Annotated in this window: 19 protein-coding genes and 1 tRNA gene; 4 read left to right on the plus strand and 16 right to left on the minus strand. The window is 45.8% G+C overall.

Annotated features, from left to right (window positions below; translation table 11 throughout):
- The first annotated feature begins 8 nt into the window (after positions 1-8).
- Positions 9-818, plus strand: coding sequence for a DUF3316 domain-containing protein (locus JHU38_RS04015; protein WP_107582178.1), 810 nt, complete (start codon positions 9-11; stop codon positions 816-818).
- Between the two features lie 15 nt (positions 819-833).
- Positions 834-1,853, plus strand: a complete 1,020-nt coding sequence (locus JHU38_RS04020; protein WP_107582177.1) for a S41 family peptidase — start codon at positions 834-836, stop codon at positions 1,851-1,853.
- Positions 1,854-2,013: 160 nt separating this feature from the next.
- Here JHU38_RS04020 and JHU38_RS04025 read toward each other — a convergent pair.
- The 8 genes from JHU38_RS04025 to rlmN form a co-directional block, all read right to left on the minus strand.
- A tRNA-His gene (locus JHU38_RS04025) sits at positions 2,014-2,087 on the minus strand.
- A gap of 113 nt (positions 2,088-2,200) precedes the next feature.
- Complete coding sequence (gene secG / locus JHU38_RS04030; RefSeq protein ID WP_107582176.1) at positions 2,201-2,596, minus strand: preprotein translocase subunit SecG; 396 nt, start codon at positions 2,594-2,596, stop codon at positions 2,201-2,203.
- A 67-nt stretch (positions 2,597-2,663) separates the two neighbouring features.
- Positions 2,664-3,431, minus strand: coding sequence for a hypothetical protein (locus JHU38_RS04035; protein ID WP_107582175.1), 768 nt, complete (start codon positions 3,429-3,431; stop codon positions 2,664-2,666).
- An 18-nt stretch (positions 3,432-3,449) separates the two neighbouring features.
- Positions 3,450-4,031 carry an LptE family protein gene (locus JHU38_RS04040; protein ID WP_369917213.1) on the minus strand — a complete coding sequence of 194 codons (582 nt, stop codon included), beginning with the start codon at positions 4,029-4,031 and terminating at the stop codon, positions 3,450-3,452.
- A gap of 82 nt (positions 4,032-4,113) precedes the next feature.
- A complete protein-coding gene (locus JHU38_RS04045; RefSeq protein ID WP_107582174.1) occupies positions 4,114-5,340 on the minus strand; it encodes a sigma-54 interaction domain-containing protein in 1,227 nt (408 codons plus the stop codon).
- 549 nt (positions 5,341-5,889) lie between these two features.
- A complete protein-coding gene (locus JHU38_RS04050) occupies positions 5,890-6,903 on the minus strand; it encodes a lysylphosphatidylglycerol synthase transmembrane domain-containing protein (protein ID WP_107582173.1) in 1,014 nt (337 codons plus the stop codon).
- On the minus strand, positions 6,900-8,072 hold the full coding sequence (locus JHU38_RS04055) for a PdxA family dehydrogenase (RefSeq protein WP_107582172.1): 1,173 nt from the start codon (positions 8,070-8,072) through the stop codon (positions 6,900-6,902). The genes JHU38_RS04050 and JHU38_RS04055 overlap by 4 nt, the downstream gene beginning before the upstream one ends.
- Before the next feature lie 52 nt (positions 8,073-8,124).
- Positions 8,125-9,171 carry a 23S rRNA (adenine(2503)-C(2))-methyltransferase RlmN gene (gene rlmN / locus JHU38_RS04060; protein WP_107582171.1) on the minus strand — a complete coding sequence of 349 codons (1,047 nt, stop codon included), beginning with the start codon at positions 9,169-9,171 and terminating at the stop codon, positions 8,125-8,127.
- 103 nt (positions 9,172-9,274) lie between these two features.
- Here rlmN and JHU38_RS04065 point away from each other — a divergent pair, with 103 nt between their 5' ends.
- Entirely contained in the window at positions 9,275-10,651 is a 1,377-nt protein-coding gene (locus JHU38_RS04065; RefSeq protein ID WP_199222655.1) for a SpoIID/LytB domain-containing protein, read from the plus strand.
- A gap of 64 nt (positions 10,652-10,715) precedes the next feature.
- The gene (locus JHU38_RS04070) at positions 10,716-11,954 is read left to right on the plus strand and encodes an MFS transporter (RefSeq protein ID WP_107582170.1); all 1,239 of its coding nucleotides are present in this window, start codon (positions 10,716-10,718) and stop codon (positions 11,952-11,954) included.
- Positions 11,955-12,215: 261 nt separating this feature from the next.
- On the opposite strand, the gene JHU38_RS04075 is transcribed toward JHU38_RS04070, so the two are convergent.
- The 8 genes from JHU38_RS04075 to JHU38_RS04110 form a co-directional block, all read right to left on the minus strand.
- Positions 12,216-13,673, minus strand: a complete 1,458-nt coding sequence (locus JHU38_RS04075; protein WP_107582169.1) for an aminoacyl-histidine dipeptidase — start codon at positions 13,671-13,673, stop codon at positions 12,216-12,218.
- Between the two features lie 11 nt (positions 13,674-13,684).
- Complete coding sequence (locus tag JHU38_RS04080; RefSeq protein ID WP_107582168.1) at positions 13,685-14,695, minus strand: lysylphosphatidylglycerol synthase transmembrane domain-containing protein; 1,011 nt, start codon at positions 14,693-14,695, stop codon at positions 13,685-13,687.
- Positions 14,696-15,087: 392 nt separating this feature from the next.
- Positions 15,088-15,969: a CvfB family protein gene (locus tag JHU38_RS04085; RefSeq protein WP_107582167.1), complete on the minus strand. Its 882-nt coding sequence runs from the start codon at positions 15,967-15,969 to the stop codon at positions 15,088-15,090.
- A gap of 206 nt (positions 15,970-16,175) precedes the next feature.
- Entirely contained in the window at positions 16,176-16,841 is a 666-nt protein-coding gene (locus JHU38_RS04090; protein ID WP_107582166.1) for an ABC transporter ATP-binding protein, read from the minus strand.
- Between the two features lie 17 nt (positions 16,842-16,858).
- A complete protein-coding gene (locus tag JHU38_RS04095) occupies positions 16,859-18,982 on the minus strand; it encodes a cation:proton antiporter (protein WP_107582165.1) in 2,124 nt (707 codons plus the stop codon).
- Positions 18,983-19,575: 593 nt separating this feature from the next.
- On the minus strand, positions 19,576-20,139 hold the full coding sequence (locus JHU38_RS04100) for a flavin reductase family protein (protein ID WP_107582164.1): 564 nt from the start codon (positions 20,137-20,139) through the stop codon (positions 19,576-19,578).
- A 103-nt stretch (positions 20,140-20,242) separates the two neighbouring features.
- Complete coding sequence (locus tag JHU38_RS04105) at positions 20,243-21,157, minus strand: helix-turn-helix domain-containing protein (RefSeq protein ID WP_107582163.1); 915 nt, start codon at positions 21,155-21,157, stop codon at positions 20,243-20,245.
- Between the two features lie 100 nt (positions 21,158-21,257).
- The gene (locus JHU38_RS04110) at positions 21,258-21,851 is read right to left on the minus strand and encodes a flavodoxin (protein WP_107582162.1); all 594 of its coding nucleotides are present in this window, start codon (positions 21,849-21,851) and stop codon (positions 21,258-21,260) included.
- Positions 21,852-21,949 lie beyond the last annotated feature (98 nt).

The raw sequence follows: 21,949 nt of genomic DNA on the forward strand, positions 1-21,949 counted from the left end.
TTCAAGCCATGCGTATCAGGAAAATTATCGGCGCCCTACTATTGGCTGTCTGCACGGCAGAAGCATGGGGCCAAACCGTTATCCACGACACCATCTACATCATGGAACCCCAAATCAAGCAGGCCGTCACGGCCCGTATGGTAGGCTTTGGGCACAGTAATATTCTTGATACCTATCTCTCGCCCGAGAAATATACCGGGCCGGAAGTGAAGTATATCTCACACACCACCTATCGTAAAACGGGCAGACAGATGTCTACGCAAATTATCAATCAAGGTAGCTTCGCTTATACAGACAATCGCTCCGGAAACGGCCGGGAGATGGCCGGGGCCTATAATTTTGGCTATGGACGCCACTACAACTGGGACCTGCGAGGTGGCGATATCAATATCAAGGCCGGCCTGATGGCGGAAATGATGTTGGGATTTATCTACAACACACGCAATAGTAATAACCCGGCACAAGCCAGAGCCAACTTCTGTCTGTCGCCCAATGCCTCGGCTCAGTACAAGTTCAGCCTTCATAACCGTCTGTATATATTAAGGTATGAACTTAATATACCCCTCATCGGGCTGATGTTCTCGCCCAACTACGGCCAATCGTATTATGAAATCTTCTCACGGGGCAATTACGACCATAATATCGTGGTCACATGGCCGGGCAACGCGCCATCGATGCGCCAGATGTTAACGGTTGACTTCAAACTTGGGCGCCGTACATTTCGTATAGGTTACTTAGGTGATTTTCAGCAGGCCCGGGTCAACCAACTGAAACAACATGTCTATTCCAACGCGATCGTACTGGGCATGGTGCTTTAAGAGAAAAGGAATTCTATGAGAAAATTGAGAAAGATACTCGGATTGGCTCTCTGCACGCTACTGCCTTTCGTAAGCAGTTGCGTGGATGAAGAGCAGTATGCCGATAATCCCAAAGGCAACTTTGAGGCATTATGGCACATTATCGACGAACACTATAGCTTTTTTGACTATAAGGCAGAACAATATGGACTCGACTGGGATGATGTCTATCGGCGCTTTAGCCGCCAGATTAGTGACGACATGACGGAAGCCCAGTTGTTTGAAGTGTTGGGAAATATGCTGAAGGAATTACGCGACGGGCATGTTAACCTCTACTCCAGTTTCGATATCGCACGTAATTGGAGCTTTCATGAAGATTATCCAAGTAACATTTCCGACTCTTTGATTAACAAATATCTGGGCACGGACTACAAGATTGCGGGTGGCATGAAGTATCGAGTGCTGGATGATAATATTGGTTACTTGCGTTGCGCGTCGTTTCAACACGAGTTTGGCAACAGCAGTATCACGAACATTCTGAATGAATTTCTGGCTTGTAACGCGCTGATTATCGATATTCGCGACAACAGCGGAGGCATGCTGACAAGTGCGGAAGAGCTGGCAGCCCACTTCACCAACGAAAAACTGCTGGTGGGCTACATGCAACATAAAACAGGTAAAGGTCACTGTGACTTTTCGGCTATGGAAAAACAATGGTTAAAACCGGCCAAAGGGTTGCGGTGGCAAAAGAAAGTTGTCGTATTGACTAATCGCCAAGTCTACAGCGCTGCCAACGAATTTGTAAAATACATGAAATGCTGTGGCGCCATCATTGTAGGCGATCAGACGGGAGGTGGAGCAGGTATGCCGTTCTCAAGTGAACTCCCCAATGGTTGGGGTGTTCGTTTTTCTGCTTGTCCCATGTACGATCATCAAAAGCAATCCACCGAATTTGGCATTGCGCCCGATTATAAAATCGACATGACTTCCGCAGACTTCTATCGAGGCATTGATACAATTATTGAAAAGGGAAGAAAGGTTGCTGTCGGCAAATAATCATTTCACCACAAGGCTTCCCACAAATATCGCATTGAAATTAATAAAGAATACTCAATCACTGGCGATTGAAGAACATAATAGGAACTTCGACTTGATAGAATGGTTCCGGGCAAACTAAACAAAAGCGGAAGCCTTACATGAAGACTTCCGCTTTAAGGGTGCCCGGTGGGATTCGAACCCACGACATTCAGAACCACAATCTGACGCTCTAACCAACTGAACTACGGGCACCATGTTGGTTGCTTATCAAAAGCGAGTGCAAAGATATAACATTATTTTTTATTTACAAAATAAAATATTATATTTTTGCACTCTTATTATCCTTTTTATCCTTTCGGCAAATATTATTTAGCCGAAGAAGGTTTTGCTGCCGGTGTTGCAGACTGCTGAGAAGCTCCATTCGGCTGCTGACCGGTCGCAGGAGTCTGACTTGCTCCAAAACCGGGAGCATTATTGGGGTTAGTCGCGGCGTTTTCAATAGCGTTATTTTCCATAACACTCTGGTCTGTCACAGCCGTAGGAGCTACATAAGCACAAACTACACTGATTACAACCATTGCTGCCGCCAATACCCAAGTGGCCTTTTCTACGACATCATTGGTCTTACGAACCCCCATAATAGAGTTTGAAGAAGAGAAGTTTGAAGCCAAACCTCCGCCTTTGGACTCCTGGATAAGTACAATTCCAATCATCAGAATTGAAGCCAGGACAATAAGAATTACGAATAAAGTGTAAATCATTTTGTTGTTATTATTATATTATTTATTGCTCAATAACCATTTTCTAAAGAAAAAATTACCATGCTTATTAATGATGCGCACCATGTGACGCGTTGATAATCAATTTCTCCAAGAAACGTATTTGGTCTGCAAAGTAAGCATTTTTTTTTGGATAATTCAAATTTAATCGCTTAATAATTTCCAGAGCTTTGGAATAACGACCTTGTTTGATATAAATTTTGGCTAAAGTCTCTGTAAAGTAGCCCTCATCACCAACTTGACCTGTCTCTCCATCCAAGTCTTCAACCTGTGGAAGATACTCCGGGGTTTCCTGTAATGTAAAGCTTCCTCCTTCATTATTAATAAAAGCATCGATAAGATTTTGCCCTTTCATTTGAGGAGTATCTACTTCCATTGGTGCTGTTTCTTCTGACTCAATTTCCATCAGATAAGAAACGTAATCAACAGCAGCGTCTGCCGGCGTAGGCTTTCGCTTTTGCTTCTTAGAATCTTCCGCGTCATCAACAGGGATTGTATTCAGAAAATCATCAATCAATGAAATGGTACGATTTGTCTTTTTCTCATCCAAACCAGAAAGAGTAGCCTGTTTGCCTGCCTGCTGAAGTTTGTAATGGGCCGCCTCTATCATATTAAAGATGATCCGACGATCTGTTATATAGATGGCTGTTCGGCGAAGCTCTTCGTCGAAAGAAGAATCATGAAGAATATAGAGGTTTTGCAATAATAGGAGTCTGGCCGTTTGAAAATAGGGATACAAAGCCAAAAGGCTTCGCAGATCGTATAAAGTCTCACGATCCATGCGTTCGGGATGCAGTATCAGTTCGGTCAAATTCATAATGATTACTTATAGAGATTACCAACTGGCAACTGTTGCGTTAAAAATCTGATCACATAGATCCTTACACATTTGCGTTACAAGTTCTTCCTGGACAGAGTTTAAACTGCGTGTGGTTTCATAAGTTTGAGAGGCCGTAAATTGCCGTTCAAAGTTTTCCGCGTGATTGGCATTATTCGTAAACCGCACATTCACAGTAATAGAAAGTTCTGTTTGGGCCGAATAACCTTCACTTGAAACACTCTTATTGCGCTGACTATATTGCGTGATTTCGCCCTCTATTTTCATGTCACCATTTCGTCTAACCTGAATCAATTTGGTATGATTGGCAAACTGGTCTTTCAAAGCATTATTGAATAATGGTCCCATAGGTCCCCACACATAACTGGAACGAATCGGGAAGTCGGCTATCTGAATCGTTTTGGTTTTAGAATAGTCAATACTCGCTCCATCCATACGCAGTTTGATCGCGCATGAAGAAAATAGCAGAAGAAACAAGACGGGAAGAATTGCATGCAGTGCGGGCTGCCGCGTCAAAGAAAAGAACCTCTTTGGCAAATTGCCCTTCATCGGATAAATAAATGTTTTATTATTCTTCATTTAAAAAGTGGTCGATTAATTCACACACATAATTATTTTCTTCGGCTAAGATCCATCAAATGTTCTTTCAAAAAGAGCGATATCAATCCAAGCCAAACTGTTTGATACGTCTATAGAGTGTCCGATCAGATATTCCAAGTTCTTGAGCGGCTTTTTTCCTATTGCCTCCATTACGCTCCAACGCCTTCTCTACCATCTGTCGCCCCAAATCACTCAAGTTCAAACTCTCGGGCTCATTGATTTCTTCTGCCACAGCGTCTTGAATCGTAGAACGGTGTAATTCCGAATCAGCCTGCAAAGTTGGAAAGTTTCTACCTGTGTCAAGTTGCCGGACTTGGATTGCGGTTGCATCAGAAAGGGTTCTTGCCTCATCCAGTTGTTTACGCAATCCATTCATCTCACGGCGCAAATCACTCACATTGCCACGAAGTTCATAAAGAATCTTATATAGAAGTTCCCTTTCATTTTCATACGAATGAGCACCGACAGAATTGATTGTTGCCAACTGGCGACTTTCCATGTCTTGCGGAATAAACTGAAGAATTGTCTCTGTATCGATCTCTCGCTGCTTACTCAAAATCGACATCTGTTCTGTTATATTTTTCAGTTGCCGAACATTTCCCGGCCATTTATACTTCAACAGCAACCGCTTTGCGTCCTCTTGCAAAGTAATCTTAGGCAACCGATACTTCTCGGCCATCTGCATGGCAAAGAGGCGAAAGAGTAATACTATATCTTCACCACGATCACGCAAGGGGGGAATAGAGATTGGAATTGTATTCAATCGATAAAAGAGATCTTCCCTAAAACGACCTTCACTGATAGCTTTGCGCATATTAACATTGGTTGCAGCCACAATGCGCACGTCTGTTTTAAGAACTTTCTGGCCACCCACACGAATATACTCACCTGTTTCCAACACCCTCAAAAGACGTGCTTGCGTTGCTAAAGGCAACTCGCCAACCTCATCTAAGAATATTGTACCTTTATTAGCCACTCCAAAATAGCCTTCACTTTCGCCAACAGCTCCTGTGAACGATCCTTTCTCATGGCCAAAGAGTTCACTATCTATCGTTCCTTCGGGAATAGATCCACAGTTAATTGCAAAATATTTCTCACGGCGACGAGGAGAATTATCATGTATCACCCGTGGAAAGATCTCCTTACCAACGCCACTTTCGCCTACAATAAGAACGCTAAGATCGGTAGGAGCCACCTGAAGGGCCACATTCAACGCATGATTCAACGCGTCGCAGTTACCCACGATGCTGTATCTTTGCTTTATATTCTGTAATTCTGATGTATTCATTAGGTGACAAAATTACATATTAAATTCCAATATACTGCAATTTTGGCAGTTTTTAACCCAAACATATATAAAACCACTTTTACACCGGTAGAATAAAGTAAGCCCATCCAATTAATTGATTCCGCGTATCCGTAATTTTTGTCAGAAAAAACTACCGGATTTTAACACTTCCGCAACACGTCATCTAACTGCCGGAACGCCGAAAAAGTCCTTCGCTTTGCCGATTTTTATATCCTTTTATGCCCAAAGCTATGCTTTTATCGGCTCAAAGCACAGCGATTACACGGCCAAAGCATAGCTTTTAGTCGGCAAAAGGGCCGCGATTATGGCCTGAAAGCATAGCGATGAAGGGTAAAAAAGCGAGGGAAAAATACGCTAAAAAGCACAACGTGTTGATAACCAGCGTTTTATAAACTTGCTCTACAATCGCTTATTTTCGTCCGGTTCTTTTCTTTTTCAAAATAATACCACTTTTTTGATGGTATATGTAAAGATAATTCAGGGTGCGGTAGATTTGAGTTTAATATATCTTGCATCATATCATCCTGCTTATTTCAAGCTATCTGACCGACGCTTCTTATCCAATTTTATCAACAAGAGGCCAATGCCTGTCCAGACTAACTCACGAATACGGACAATAAGGGCTACAAAAACACCGGCACTATACGATATTCCTAAATTCGTTATTGAAAGGACAAAGCCACCTTCTCGTCCACCTAATTGCAGAGGCATAAAGAATAAAAGGTTAGCAAATAATGTTGTAAAGGCCAATATCAATATGCTTTGAACATAGTCTACACCGGGCAACATTACCATTAATATGAAATAAACCTCAAGCGCAGAGCAGACACGACAAGCAAATTCAAGTAAAACCGCACTGACAAAGGCTCTGGGATTCTGCTTGTGTAAAGCCGCTATTTGCATATCTATTGTATCTAATTGCTCGCGATGGCTCTCTACAAAAGGACTTGCCCATTTCTTCACAAAAGGTATATGGCGAACCAAATTCATCACCCTTACAGCCAATCCTTTCCGATAACCTGAGATGAAAAACCATAAGCCCAATACACAAAAAGCCCCCGCTGCACCAAGCAAAACATCCATCATGAAATTAAGCGGCTGCGTCAGTAAATAAAGAAATATTGACAACGTCCAAAACCAAAAATGACTAAAGATGTGTGTCATGGCATAAAGAATTACTGACGAGGACGCGCGTTCAGTACCAATCTTGGGGGCCAGCTCCATCACACGATAAGGTTCTCCACCCATCAATCCTCCTGGTGTTGCGTAATTCAAAGCAAACCCCGAAATCGTTACTTTATATAACCACCAGAAAGATATATCAGACGGTTTGCTTTCTTTAGAATCCTGACTCCGAATGATAGTAAACCAGGACGCTGTATTAAGCATGTACAGGAAAAACCATAACAAAAGCACCGCGAAAAACCAATAACCGGCATGCCGTAATCCTTCCCACACTTGTGAAAAGTCGAGTTGGGTAATCATAATCACCAACACGACTATTCCAAAAATAAAGAAACCGTTCTGATATTTTTTTCTCATTCTGTTTTCGCTTCTACCGCATGATCGCCCTCACTCTTTTGAGACTTTTTAGACCGTGGAGTATCCTTACCGGACTCACGCTTTTGCTGAACAGAAAAACGGACTTTCTCACTCTCATCACGCTTTTCATGATAAAGTTTCGGTAAAGGATTGGCCAATGGCTCTTGATAGCGTTCCCTGTTGCGTAACACATCTATAGCCAGATAGATCGCACGACGGAAAGAATCTGCTTCACACATATTCTTACCGGCGATGTCAAAACAACTGTCAGTATTGACCGCCGTACAAACCAAAGGAAGTCCGGTCAGTAATTTCACGGATGGTTCGGCCGTCAATATGCTCAACGGAATAGCGGCCTGATCATGATACATGGCTACCACACCGTCAAATTCCTGATAACTTCCTTTCTCAAAAAAAACGTCAGCTGCATAAGGACCAAAAACATTGATACGTTTTTCGTCAAACAACGTTTGAATCGCGGGTATGATGATGCTCTTCTCTTCCTCTCCCCAGTTCCCGTCTTTGCATAACGGATTCAAAGAAAGAACGGCTATTCTGGGATTTGAAATATTAAAATCACGACGCAATGACTCAAAGAACAAAGTAACCTTTTTCTCTATATTTTCAGCTGTCACCGCTTTTGATACGTCGTGCAGAGCCATCTGATGCGTCAATTGAATCGTTCGGATATGGTCGTTGACAAAAACCATCAACCCATTCTTGCCATTATCCAAACTTGTTTCTATATACTCGCGATGTCCGGGAAACTTAAAACCTTCACCTTGAATATTATGGTTGCAGATCGGAGCGGCCACCAATACATCAAAAGTTCCTGTCCGAAAATCGGTCATCGCCTTATCAATCGCTTTCAAGGCTGCCCGACCACTCTCTTCCGTAGGTGTTCCAAATTCCACTTTAACTTCCTCATCAAAGCATGGCAACAAGTTCAGTCGCCCGTCCGTTGCCTCTTCTACACTATTGATAATCGTGAAATTACCAGGAATATCCAACGCCTTACGATGGTATGCCGCTATTTTAGGCGAACCATATATAATCGGAGTGCACAACTCCAACATCTCCGGTTCTGCAAATGCTTTAAAGATGAGTTCATATCCTATTCCATTGGTGTCGCCATGTGTAATGGCAACGCGAATCTTTCTATTTTCCATTATATTATAATTTTATCGGACCAAACACAGTTTCAATCTGTTTGGTCCTCTTTTATTGTTCATTCCGTATCTCTCCGATCTTCTTTGAAGTCGAGAGTAGTCCGCAAGCCGCAAAAATATCTTGTCCACGACTGGCACGAATGGTTGTAAAAACGCCATGCTTTGTCAGATAATCACGGAAATGTTCCATCGTCTGTTCATCCGCTCCATGAAGAGCCACGCCCGGTATCTGATGAAAACGAATCAAATTGACCCGACAATCTAAACCATGTAACAACTTGATAATTTCACGAGCATGGGCCATACTGTCATTGACTCCACCAAAAACGATATACTCAAACGACAGGCGACGCTGATGACTAAAATCATATTTTTTGAGCAAATCAATGATCTCTTCTATCTTCATGCCTTTTTCTGCCGGCATTAGTTGTGCCCGTTGTTCCGGAAGCGGCGAATGCAGGCTAATGGCCACATGACAATCGCTCTCTTCCAAGAAACGTTGCAACTTTCCTCTCACGCCGACACTGCTCACGGTTATCCGTTTCGGGCTCCATGCCCACCCATAGCCGGCTGTCAATATTTGTGTCACACGCAACACCGCATCCAAATTATCCATCGGCTCACCTTGCCCCATAAAGACAATATTGGTTAGCCGATCAGCCTCAGGAATGGAGTAAATCTGGTTCAAGATATCTGTTGCGTCTAAACTGCCTTCAAAACCTTGCTTACCCGTTTGGCAAAAAAGGCAATTCATCTTACACCCTACCTGGCAAGATACGCAAAGGGTTGCCCGGTCATCTTCCGGTATATATACTGTTTCAACAAATTCTCCATGAGTGGTAGGAAAGAGATACTTGATTGTTCCATCTGCGGAATACTGCGCATCAATCGGCGTAGCATTTCCTATCGTGTAGTTTTCTTCAAGTTTCAATCGGTTCGCCTTAGACAAATTCGTCATCTCGTCAATCTGCTTCACGTGATGTCCATATATCCATTTGGCTATCTGAACACCGGCGAAAGTTGGCATACCCAATTCTGTCGCGACAACTTTCAGTTCAGACAATGTCAATCCAAGAAGCGACTTTTTGATTCCTTCCATATTGATATATTTGCTGCAAAGTTAGCAAAAAACGAGATAAAAGCAATAAGTTTTACCCAAATTGTATTATATTTGCACGTAAAACCAGATAAATCCTAAAGCTATGCAAAAGGCCTTAATTGACGATTCCACAATGTTCACGCACACTACGCAAACGCTTTTTAAGAAAGAACCAATTGTTTCTGTAGGAATCGTATCGGGACAAACGCTCCATTTCACTTTTAATCAACCTTATCTCATCAATGGATTGCAAGTCCAAGGTGAACAAATCGCGACCTTCATAGATGGTAAGATCGCGTGGAATGGCGAAGCTGTCAACGAACTTCTTTTTATTCCTACCGAACGGCAGTGCTCCTTTTCGCTCAATGATGTAACAATTGGCGTAAACTTTCATTGGCAACGCCAAGAAACCCAAACTTTCACTGGCAGCCTTCGTCTCCTTCTTAATCATCATAAGATTTATGCGATTAACGAGCTCCCTGTCGAAGATTATCTGGAGAGCGTAATCTCCAGCGAGATGAGTGCCACATCCAGTCCGGAATTGCTCAAGGCCCATGCCGTAATCTCACGCAGCTGGCTTCTGGCACAAATGGTCAAAAGAACTTCTACAAACAATAAAAAGACAAAAACAGCCTCTTGTTTCCAAGATAACGAAAGCCTTATCAAATGGTACGACCGCGAAGACCATACGCTATTTGACGTCTGTGCCGACGATCACTGTCAACGATATCAAGGCATTACCAAAGAGACATCGCCTCATGTAGCACAAGCCATAGCTACTACCCGGGGGCAGATTCTCACCTATGATCATGAAATCTGCGACGCCCGTTTCTCCAAAAGCTGTGGTGGCATGGTTGAAGAATTTCAATACTGCTGGGAAAATATCAAGAAGCCTTATCTGACAAAACTACGTGATATAACTCCAAATAATACTCCCCTTCCCGACCTAACCATTGAAAAGAACGCAGAAGAATGGATTCGCACGTCACCTGCGGCTTTCTGCAATACGAACGACAAAAAGATTCTAAGCCAGGTGCTCAATGACTATGATCAGAAGACGACTGATTTCTATCGCTGGACGGTTGATTACGGGCAAGAGGAATTAAGCAAACTGATCTTTCAAAAATCAGGTATCGATTTCGGAAAGATTACAGACCTCATCCCCATCGAGCGTGGTACAAGTGGCAGACTCTGCCGGCTTAAGATCATAGGAACCAAGAGAACCTTAACCGTCGGTAAAGAATTGGAAATCAGACGTATTTTAAGTACTTCTCATTTATATAGCAGTGCGTTTGTTGTCGATAAATATGATATTATAAACGGCGTGCCTCAACGTTTTCAGCTTATCGGTGCCGGTTGGGGCCACGGCGTAGGACTTTGCCAGATTGGCGCAGCCGTGATGGGTGAACAAGGATTTAAATACAACGCGATTCTGACACACTATTATCCCGGAGCAGACATCAGAAAAATATATCAGTAGAATTTAAAACTTCCTCATTTAAGACTGCCCCCTTGTATCAATACTTCTTTTCAACACTAAGCCTATGAAGAATTGGTCGTGGATTCCGACACTCTACTTTGCCGAAGGTCTACCCTATGTTGCCGTAACAATTGTTTCCCTAATATTTTACAAACAAATGGGACTCGGCAATACAGAGATCACTTTCTACATCTCATGGCTCTATTTGCCGTGGGTCATCAAGCCTTTGTGGAGTCCATTCGTAGAAATCATCCAGACCAAACGCCGGTGGATTGTCAGTATGCAACTGCTCATCGGTGCTTCATTGGGCGGTATCGCCTTTACGATACCTACGGATAATTGGCTCCAATCCACTTTATTCTTCTTTTGGTTGACGGCTTTCGCCTCCGCCACGCACGACATTGCGGCCGACGGCCTTTACACGATGACCCTATCGTCTCACGACCAGACCCATTACATGAGTATTCGCTCAGCCTGCTACAATCTTGCCGGTATCTTCGGTCAAGGCATTCTTGTAATGCTGGCAGGCAATATTCAAGTGATTTATCGTAATGGCATTAGTTATTCCTGGAGCCTCGCCTTTTATGCGCTCACGGGTATATTCATCGGCTTGTGGCTGTGGAATCACCGTCAATTGCCAATTGTCCTCGAAGACCATCGCGGCAAAAATATCAATATCTATACCATTTGGCGAAAATCCTATGTCACAATCCGTGCCTTCTTCACCGATAAGACGGCCGCCCTCCTGCTCTTCATTTTTCTCTACCGCATGCCCGAAGGCCTGTTCAGTAAAATCTCAACACTCTTCCTTATCGACGCGCCCCACAATGGCGGGCTTGGCCTTTCGCCCCAGGAATATGGTTTCGTTCAAGGCACAGTGGGGGTTGTCGCCCTCTCACTGGGTGGTATTATCGGAAGCTTGGCAGCCCGTCGCAACGGACTTCGCCGCTGTCTTTGGCCGATGGCGCTTTCCATGTCGCTCCCCGAACTCATCTACATCTTCCTGAGCTACATACTGCCCAATAACTTTCCGCTGATAAGTATTTGTGTCTTTTTCGAACAGTTCGGCTTGGGATTCGGCACCACAGCCTACCTGCTATTCCTCATCTATTACAGCCGGGGTAAACAAAAGACTACACATTATGCCATAGCCAAATCTCTCATGATTCTTTCTCTCATGATTCCCGGCCTTGCCGCCGGCTATCTCCAAGAACTTGTCGGCTATCGGAGCTTCTTCATCATAACCCTGATCTTTTCTTTCCTTACACTTGCGATTACAGAAGGAGTAAGAAGAAAGAATTAGCATGCAAAATGAGAAAACTCTTGAAAGAATATAAATATAAGGAAAAAGAAAAAGTAGGGACATAAAAAAGCGATTAACTTCACAGTCGACCGCTCCAAATCTTCAATAGGTATTAGTTTTCTTTAAGGTAAAAAGATTGTATTCAGGATAACGAATGCAAAAGTAAAGATTTTTGTTTAAACTTCCAAACATTTTTTATATGTTTCTTAACATATTTGAATGGTCTCAACAAAAATCTCTACAAATGCTTATCGTACTATCTTACTTGATTGCCACCTGTTCCAACGCTGCTTTCAGGAGATTCCAGAAAGGTTCAATCGTGGCAATGAGACAGCGTTCCGTGGTCGTGTGAGGCGAACGTAGGGTCGGGCCGAAGCTCACTACGTCCATGTGAGGATATTTGCCCAGAATGACAGAGCACTCCAAACCGGCGTGGTCTACCTGTACGATACCGTCCTCACCGTTCTGTTCTTTGTAAACTTTTTTCAGCAAGTTAAGGACCTCACTGTTGGGATTTGGATCCCAACCGCTATAGCTCCCGCTCATCACAACCTTCATACCAGCCATACTGAAGCAACTCTCCAACATCGTAGCAACATAGTCTTTCATATCTTCACGTGAAGAACGGGCCAGAATCTTGATGGCAGCCTTGCCGCCCTCAATATCAATAATAGCCAGATTGCTTGATGTCTCTACTACATCGGGATAAACCGGAATGAAGCGTATCACGCCGTCGTGGCAAGCATAGATAGCGTCTACCAGATTGTCCTGAATCTCTACAGGCACTTCCATCTTCGGAGTTTCAACCTCTTCTACAAAGAATTCGATACCGCTCTCAATGGTTTTGAATTCATCTTCAAAGTCGGCTTTCCAATCAGCCACCATTTCTTTAAGTGCCTCAATATTCTCCTTCGGCAACGTTAGTACCACTTCTGCCTTGAACGGAATGGCATTACGCATGTTGCCGCCATGCCAGCTGACCAGACGGGCGTCAGTTTCCTCTATAGCTTCTCGCACAAAGCGCACCATCAGCTTGTTGGCATTACCACGGCCCTCGTTAATTTCAAGACCTGAATGACCGCCACGTAGTCCTTTAAGAGTCACTTTCACGGCAGCGTCGTCTGCCTCAGTAGCCACTTCCTTGTAATCGAGTGTTGCGGTAACATCCACGCCGCCGGCTGAACCAATGACGAATTTTCCCCAAGTCTCCGAGTCGAGATTCATGAGGATATCGCCCTGCAATTCTCCTTCAGGCAGATCATTGGCACCATACATGCCCGTCTCTTCATCAGCCGTAATCAAAGCTTCTACCGGACCATGCTTCAGATCTTTAGCTTCCATCACAGCCATAATGGCTGCCACGCCTATTCCATCGTCAGCCCCCAGTGTCGTACCTTTGGCCTTCACCCATTCGCCGTCAATATAGGTCTCGATGGGGTCGGTTTCAAAGTTGTGTGTACTCTCCGGCGCTTTCTGCGGCACCATGTCCATGTGGGCTTGCATGGTCACGACCTTGCGGTTCTCCATGCCCGGCGTGGCCGGCTTGCGCATCACGATATTACCCGCAGGATCTTGAAAGGCCTCTACGCCAACGCTTGCCGCGAAATCGAGCAAGAATTTCTGTACTTTTTCCAAATGTCCGGATGGACGTGGAACTTGTGTCAGTGCATCAAAGTTACGCCAGATGCACTCCGGTTTTAGATTTCTGATTTCTCCCATAAATTAAATATTTAAGTGTTCAACAAATGTTTTCTTTTCGTAAACGATAAGGCTATCCACGCGTAGACGCCCAGCAGAATGACAAGCATGGTCTGTACGGTGTGCACGATGAGCACGAAGTAGAGGGCATCCGAATCGGCCACGCCATAGAGTATCAGCATGGTCTTCACGGCGAAATGCCACGGACCGGCGCCGTTGGGTGTAGGCACCACGACGGCTATACTACCCACAATAAATGTAACAAGAGCACACATCATGCCCAAATGCGACATGGCGTCGAAACAGAAAAACGTGAGATAGTAGTGCAGGAAATAGCTCACCCATATTCCCAAAGTGAAAACGATGAACAACGGCACGTTTCTGACACTGCGCAACGACAACACTCCTTGCCAAATGCCGGTAAAGGTGGCTTTCACCTTATTATAAATACGCAACCGACGCAACAGATAGAAGAGCGACAGCAGTGCTGCCACGCCGCAGACGGCCGTCACAAGATAGCCCACGGGCGAAAACTGCATGAATATACTGTCAATGCTGGTACCCGTCTTGTCGAAAAACGTATGAAACACACGTAGCTGAAACAGGATAGTAAGTCCCGTGATGACCAACACGAGCAACGAGTCGATAGCCCGCTCGGTCACCACCGTTCCCAAAGCCTTGGGAAAGGACACGCCGTCATAGCGCCGTAAAACGCCGCAACGGGCAAATTCGCCTATACGAGGAATCACCAGACTCATGGCATACGACAGAAAAATGCTGTTGACCCGCACACTGCTACGCGCGTGTTCACCCACCGGTTCCAATGTCTGGCCCCAGCGCCACCCCCTGAACAACTGTGCCAGCACGCCAAAGGGAAACGACAGCAACATCCAGGTCCAGTTCATCTTGTGGAGCAACACGTCGCTTATCTTATGGAAATCAAAGTCACGATACATCCAATAAAGTATCAGTCCTCCCAACAAGAGCGACAGCGACACTTTAAAGATATTGTTGACTATATTCCGCTGATTAGATCCTTCCATATTATTATTACAAAGATAAAGTTTTTGAAGCACAACACACTCAATCCTTTACTTAATTTGACCTAAATCAACAAAAAAGCCCCCCAAACATGCTTTTTAGCATAATTGTTTGCGCACACAATAAGAAACGTTTAACTTTGCACTCGAAATAAAGAAGCAACCGTGGTGGTTGTGAAATGAAAATAAAGGATAACAATTTAAAGATTAAGTATTTATGGTAGCATTAATTTCATTCGCCGTAGTAGCAATCATGATTGCACAGGCCATCAATTTGAGCAACAAGATTAACTTGGACAACAAGTAAATCTTGTGTTCTACACAACAAAGAGTTTTATTTAAACCCATATTCAGCGACCTCGGCTTCGGCCAAGGTCGCTTTTTTCAAATCGTTTCTATTCTTTTGTCGGTATAAGTTCTACTCCATTGTCGTTAATGACGATAAGGTGGCGCTTGTATAAATCGCCAATAGCTTTCTTATAGACTTTTTTGCTGACCTGAAACTGGCGCTTTATTTCCTCGGGATCGCTCTTGTCGCCTAAATGACAGCGCCCCCCGTTGCGTTCCATATATTGCAACAGCGTGGTAGCAAAGTCTGTTGCGGCGGCCTGTCCTAATGGCTGCAGCGAGATATCGAGTTTGCCATCGGGACGGATGGCCGATACGTAGCCCGGTAACCTGTCACCCGTGTGGATATACTTGAACAGTTGGTCTTGATAGACAAGACCCGCATAAGCATTGTTGACGATGACCTTAAAGCCTAAATCGGTCTTCTGCCATACCAACAAATCGACTTTCTCACCGGGGCTCAGCGTGACGTCCTTAGCCGACTGCGGCTTCTGCAGGAAATGCTCAACCTTGGCACTGGCCATAATACGGTAGCTTTCTTCGTCGATATGGATATGGACAATGTAGCTGTCGCCTATCTCCATACGCTTCTTTTGTTCACGGAAAGGACAGAACAGATCTTTGGTCAGCCCCCAGTTGAGAAACGCGCCATATTCGTTGATCCATGAGCACTCCAAGTAAGCGAAGTCGCCAACCTTAGCCAAGGGCCTTTCCGTAGTAGCAATGGGACGCTCGTCCTGATCCAGATAAATGAAGCATTCGATATCGTCACCAACCTTGGCGTCTTCTGGAACATATTTCTGGGGCATGAGGATATCGCCCTCTACACCGCCGTCAAGATACAAGCCAAAAACCTCACCGTAGCCTTCGCGGCGCGCCTCCTCCTTGATGCGGAGGATGTTGTAATCTCCTAATTTAATCTTAGACATAAATTCATATTTTTATTTTGGTATGGATATATTATTGTTTTAGACATAAAGACATAAAGACATAAAAATCAATATCTGTTCTTATGTCTAAAAAACATCATCAGAAAAATATGTTCTTATGTCTTTATGTCTAAAAAAACAACATCTGTTCTTATGTCTTTATGTCTAAAAAACAACATCATAGAAATTGTCTTTATGTCTAAAAATTAAACCTCTGTCGATATGTCGAGCAGCCCATCTTTCATGTGGATGGTACGGTCGGTGATGGCCGCCAATTCCTCGTCGTGTGTCACGATGACAAACGTCTGTCCGAAGCGATCACGCAGGTCGAAGAAAAGCTGATGCAGTTCGGCCTTGTTTTTTGAATCGAGACTCCCCGAAGGCTCGTCGGCCAGAATGACGGCAGGATTGTTCATCAACGCCCTGGCCACAGCCACACGCTGCTTCTCCCCTCCCGACAGTTCGGCCGGCTTGTGATTGGCACGGCCTGTCAGACCCATGAATTCGAGTAATTCCTGCGCCCGTTTCTTTGCCTCGTTCTTGCTTTTCCCGGCGATGAAAGCCGGAATCATGATGTTTTCAATAGCCGTAAACTCAGGCAGCAGTTGATGGAATTGGAAAACAAAGCCGATATACTGATTCCGAAAGTCGCTCAGCTTCTTCTTGCTCAGCGTACTGACATCTACCCCATTGATCGTTACCGAACCGCTGTCGGGTTTGTCGAGCGTACCGATAATCTGCAGCAACGTCGTCTTGCCGGCACCCGATGGCCCCACAATACTGACCACCTCTCCCTGATCGATGTGCAGGTCGATACCTTTCAATACTTGCAGGTTACCAAAACTCTTCGTTATACCTTTAATATCTATCATAATTTTTATTGATACTTCTAATGTTTAAAACGTTGGAGCCAATTCAAGATCAGCTCATAGGCACTGCTCTCCTCGGTGTGTTGCGGTTGGGCGAAAGTCATTTCGTCCATCATGTCGCCATACTGGTCGGGGAAAATGATGAGAATGCTCTTACCCGAGAAGTAGCTGCGAATCTCTTCGGGAAGCTGCTCGAGCGCGTTCTTATAGGAAACAGTGCCTTTGCGCGCGGCCACAACCACGAAAAGATGATCCTCGGCAATGGTCGAAGCCAGTCGCGGCAGTTCATTCCAATGGTCCATCGTGCGGTAGTCGGCCCGTACTTCGGGATGTCGGTTGTTGATAAATTCATGAATAAGCGACAGCGTGTCCGTGCGCCCATGAAACTGTATGCGGCACTCTAAGTTGCCGGCTACGCGCGACAGACGTTCCAACCATCGGTAGAACCCCGGCTCATATTGCGCCCTGCTGGGCACCGCCACCTGTATGCGGCGTATCGTATTGAGCGGTTGGGCAAAGCGTGCCATCATGATCTGACGGCTCAGCCCGTTGAAAAGACTCTGATGAAACTGCCCCCAGAACTTCTGCGACACCTCCTTATGCTGGTGCATGCCGATGACGATTTCGCTGGCCCTGAACTCTTTGAAGGCGTGTTTGATACCGTTGGCGATATTGGCCGCAACCCTCACCTGGGTCTGCACGCCCACATCGGCCGAGGCTCCCAGCTGCGACAGGTGCTCGAGCAGTCGCCGCCCCCGCTCCATGTTCTGCCGCATGTCCTTGTCGTCATAGACCACATTCAGTGCCACGAGACTTCGGTTGAGTTTGGAGTTGCGCATAAGCATCGCCATATTGACGAGCTGATCGGCATATTCGGGATATTTTACGGGGATGAGAATCTTCTCGTCATCGCCCGTATTGTCGTTCTGTGGTATCTCCTTGTCGCGTAGAATGATAGCCTGAGCCGCCGACTCCGTGAGGATGGACGAGATGATACACGTGAAGAGAATCATAATGACCACGGCATTCAATATCTGATCATCTACCATGGGCTGTCCGTCAGCCATTTTCAGGCGCATGCCCACCATGGCCATGGCGATGGCTCCTGCCGCGTGGGCTGACGTCAGACCGAACATCATGTGGCCCGATGACAGCGGCAATTTGAACAGCACACAGGAAACATAGGCCGCAATGGCCTTACCCAGCGTGCCAAAGAAGACGATACAGAAGACAACCCACAATATCATGCCGCCCGCAAAGAGCAGCCGGATATTGATGAGCATGCCCACACCGATGAGGAAGTAGGGAATGAAAAGTGCGTTACCGATAAATTCGAGGCGGTTCATCAGCGGCGACACGGGCGGAATGTAGCGGTTCAGAATCAATCCCGACAGGAAAGCGCCGAAAATTCCTTCCAGTCCGATGGCCTCACTCAGGGCCGCGCTCATGAACATCATGGCCAGAATGAAGATGAACTGCATGACGGCGTCGCTGTAACGCCGCAGAAACCAGCGTGTGAGCCGTGGGATGAGTACAATCATGGCGGCGCAGTAGGCGGAGAATTTTACGACGAAAAACAGCCAAAAAGCAACCGATGAGCCACTGTCCTCGTGCGATGCCACGATGGCGGCCAGCGTAATGAGCGACAGTAGCAGCGACAGCATGCTCGACCCTACGCTCAGCGTTACGCTGGGCTTCTTTTGCAATCCGTAACGGCTCACGATGGGATAGGCTATAAGCGTATTGCTGGCCATGATACTGGCCAGCAACAAGGCCATGGCGGGCATGTAGCCCAGCAGACTGATTCCCGTCAGCAGCATGATGGCAAAGGGAATGCTGAACGTGAGTAAGCCGAAAATCAGAAACTTGTATTTGTTGGACTTGATTCCCTGCATATCCATTTCCAAGGCCGCCAAAAACATGATGTAGTAAATGCCCACCTTGCCGAACAGTTCGAAGGAACTGTCGCGCTGCAGAATGTTGAGTCCGTATTTTCCTATCAATACGCCCGCCAGCACCATACCGACAATATGAGGTATGCGCAGTTTACCCATGATAATCGGCGCAAAGAGAATTATCAGCAACACCACGAAAAATATCAGCGTGGGGTTAGTAATAGGAAAATATTGTGACAGGTATATCATCTTCCGGCAAAGATACACATATTTTTATATAGCGTAAAGGCCCGACGCTATAATTTTATGATAAATCTCGGCTCAGTAGAAAATTAGCGGGGACAGGTTTACAAGTATCAACCGATATCTGCCACGCCCTGAATTATCTTTACATATACCATCAAAAAAGTGGCATTATTCTGAAAAAGAAAAGAGAAGGACGAAAATAAGCGATTGTAGAGCAAGTTTATAAAACGCTGGCTATTAATATGTTGCGATTTTCAAGGTACTTCCCCTTCACTTTTTCTCCTTTAATAGCTATGCTTTTAGGCCGTAATCGCGGCCCTTTCACCGGCTAAAAGCAATGCTTTGACGGTGTAATCGCTATGCTTTGAGCCGATAAAAGCATAGCTTTGGGCATAAAAGAATGTCGAAATCGGAAAAGCGAAGGCCTTTTTCGGCGTTCCGGCACTTAGATGACGTGTTGCGGAAGTGTTAAAATCAGGTAGTTTTTTCTGACAAAATCACGGAGACACTGAATCAATAATGAGATTACCAGTGTGTGGTAACCTCATTACCAGCCTGTGGTAACAGGATTAGCAAAAGCCGATGGTCGTCGTCCTTTACTTTAACGCCTTGCCATCGGAAAAAGCCTTCCCTACCACATCGCCCATTTGGACGTATCGTAAATGGATGGGGTCGAAGCTGATCAGGTTCATCCGCGTCATGTCGGGCTTGCCGTCTTCAGCCAGATAGGCCTCATCGCAAAGAATGTTCACCACTTCGGCTATGAGATAGCAGCCCGTGGCCGACTCGTCTAATTTCTCCTTCACCCGACACTCCATAGTCATGGGAAACTCTGTGAACACCGGAGCCTTTACTTGTTCTGCGGGAACCACCGTCCAGCCTGTCTTCTTTATCTTGTCGGGGTTGTTCTTCATGCTCACGATTCCTACGAAGTCTGAGGCCGTCAACGTTTCTTTAGTGGCGAACGCCACGGTAAAGTCGCCTTTCTCTTCCAAGTTCTTCGTCGTTTGATGCGCGCCTAATGAAATCATGATACGGTCTCTGTCCCATGTTCCTGCCCATGCGGCATTCATGGCGTTGGGATTTCCGTCCTTGTCGTAAATGCCGATAATGAGCACCGGCTGTGGCAGCAGCCACGGTTTCGTTCCAAAACTTTTCATACTTCTGTCTGTTTTTAGGATTATCTGATATAGCTATGCTCTTGCTTCTTTTCGCAAGTCTTCAAGTTAGTTTTTTGGGTTTGTTGAGGGTGCAGCCGACCGCCTATGCCATGCGGTATTCCGTCGGACTCATGCCGACGTGTCGTTTGAAGAAGCGGGTGAAGTGCTGCGGATATTGAAAGCCCAGGCGGTCGGATATCTGATTGATGGAATAGCGGTTGTCGAGCACGAGCTGTTTGCTGATGGCGACGATGTACTGCTGGATATACTGATTGGGTGTCTGCCCTGTCTCACGCTTGATGAGGTCGCCGAAGTAGTTGGGCGACAGAGCGGCTTTGTCGGCAAAGTGGGCGACGGTGGGAATGCCGCTGCGGAGTGCCTCTCCGCTTTCAAAATAGGCACGGATATTTTGTTCGAAAGCCGACAGGATGTCACTGTTAATGTTGTGGCGTGTGATGAACTGGCGGTCGTAGAACCGTTGGCAGTAGTCGAGGATGAGCTTGATGCGGTCTACGAGAATGGTCTGCGAGTGCTTGTCGATGGGCATTTCCAGTTCCGCGCGTATGCTTTGCAGAGTGTCGGTGAACATCTGCTGTTCGCGCACGGAGAGATGGAGCGACTCTATGGAGTCGTAGTCGAAGAAGTGATAGTCGGCAATGTGCCTTCCCAGCGTGGTACCTTGGATAAGGTCGGGATGGAAGAGCAACCCCATCGTGTCGGGATTGATTTTCTCTCCCATGAGTTCCACCTCCACTACCTGCCCGGGTGCGAAACTCACCACCGTACCGTCCTGGTAATCGTAGCGGTTGCGTCCGTATCGGATGGCGCATTGCGCACCATGCTTCAGCCATAAAGCGTAAAAACCGTAACGGAAGCGCAGATGGTCGGGACCGCTATCCGCATTCTTGAAGTCGACCACCGACGCCAACGGATTCAACGTTTCCATGCCGTAGAGACGGTGATAGCTGTCAATGGTGTCGAGATAGAGCGTCCGGGGGACTCGTTTCAGGTTGGCCATGTCGAGGTTTTATTAATGATATATAATGTCTTTTCAAAACCCGCTTTTGAGATTTTCGGCGGAATCTGTCTTCAGATATTTATGGAAGAACGCCACAATCTCATCGAAAGGAATCGTTTATTTCATTCTTTCCACCAATCTCTCGGCCTCTTCCGGTGAATGGCCATTGAGCAAGTCCACCCTCTTTCCAGCGCAGCTCGGGATAAGCAGCTTTGAGATCACGGGAGGCTTTGGCTACAGTGCTGCCGCCGGATGTAGCAAAGGTAATGAGGGTCTTGCCTTTCAGGTCGGTTTGCTCGACGAAAGTGTTGATGATGGTAGGCGCGGTGTACCACCGTATCGGAAAGCCGACGTAAATGGTGTCGTACTGTGCTGCGTTTTCCAATTTTCCCTTGATGGCCGGACGTGACTTCGGGTCGTTCATCTCCACCGACGAACGGCTCTTCTCGTCGTTCCAGTTCAGGTCGGCATCCGTGTAGGGCTTCTCGGGTTGAATTTCATAGAGGTCGGCATTGGCGGTCTTTGCCAGTCGTTTGGCGGCTTCCGCCGTCGTTCCCGTTGCCGAGAAATAAACGATTAGCGTCTTCTTCGTTTCTTTGTCATTCATTTTCAACTCCTCCTTGTTCTTGTTCTGTGAGCACGCGCTGAGACCGAATAGGGTCAGTGCCATGACGGATAATAAAAATTGTCTCATTTGCTTGGTCTTTATTTGTGGATAATAAGATTTCGGACCCGATTAAAAACATCTGGTCTTTAAGCTCCGAAATGATGTTTCCTACTTCTATAAATGCA

The sequence above is a fragment of the Prevotella illustrans genome (assembly GCF_017426725.1).
Taxonomy (GTDB): Bacteria; Bacteroidota; Bacteroidia; order Bacteroidales; family Bacteroidaceae; genus Prevotella; species Prevotella illustrans.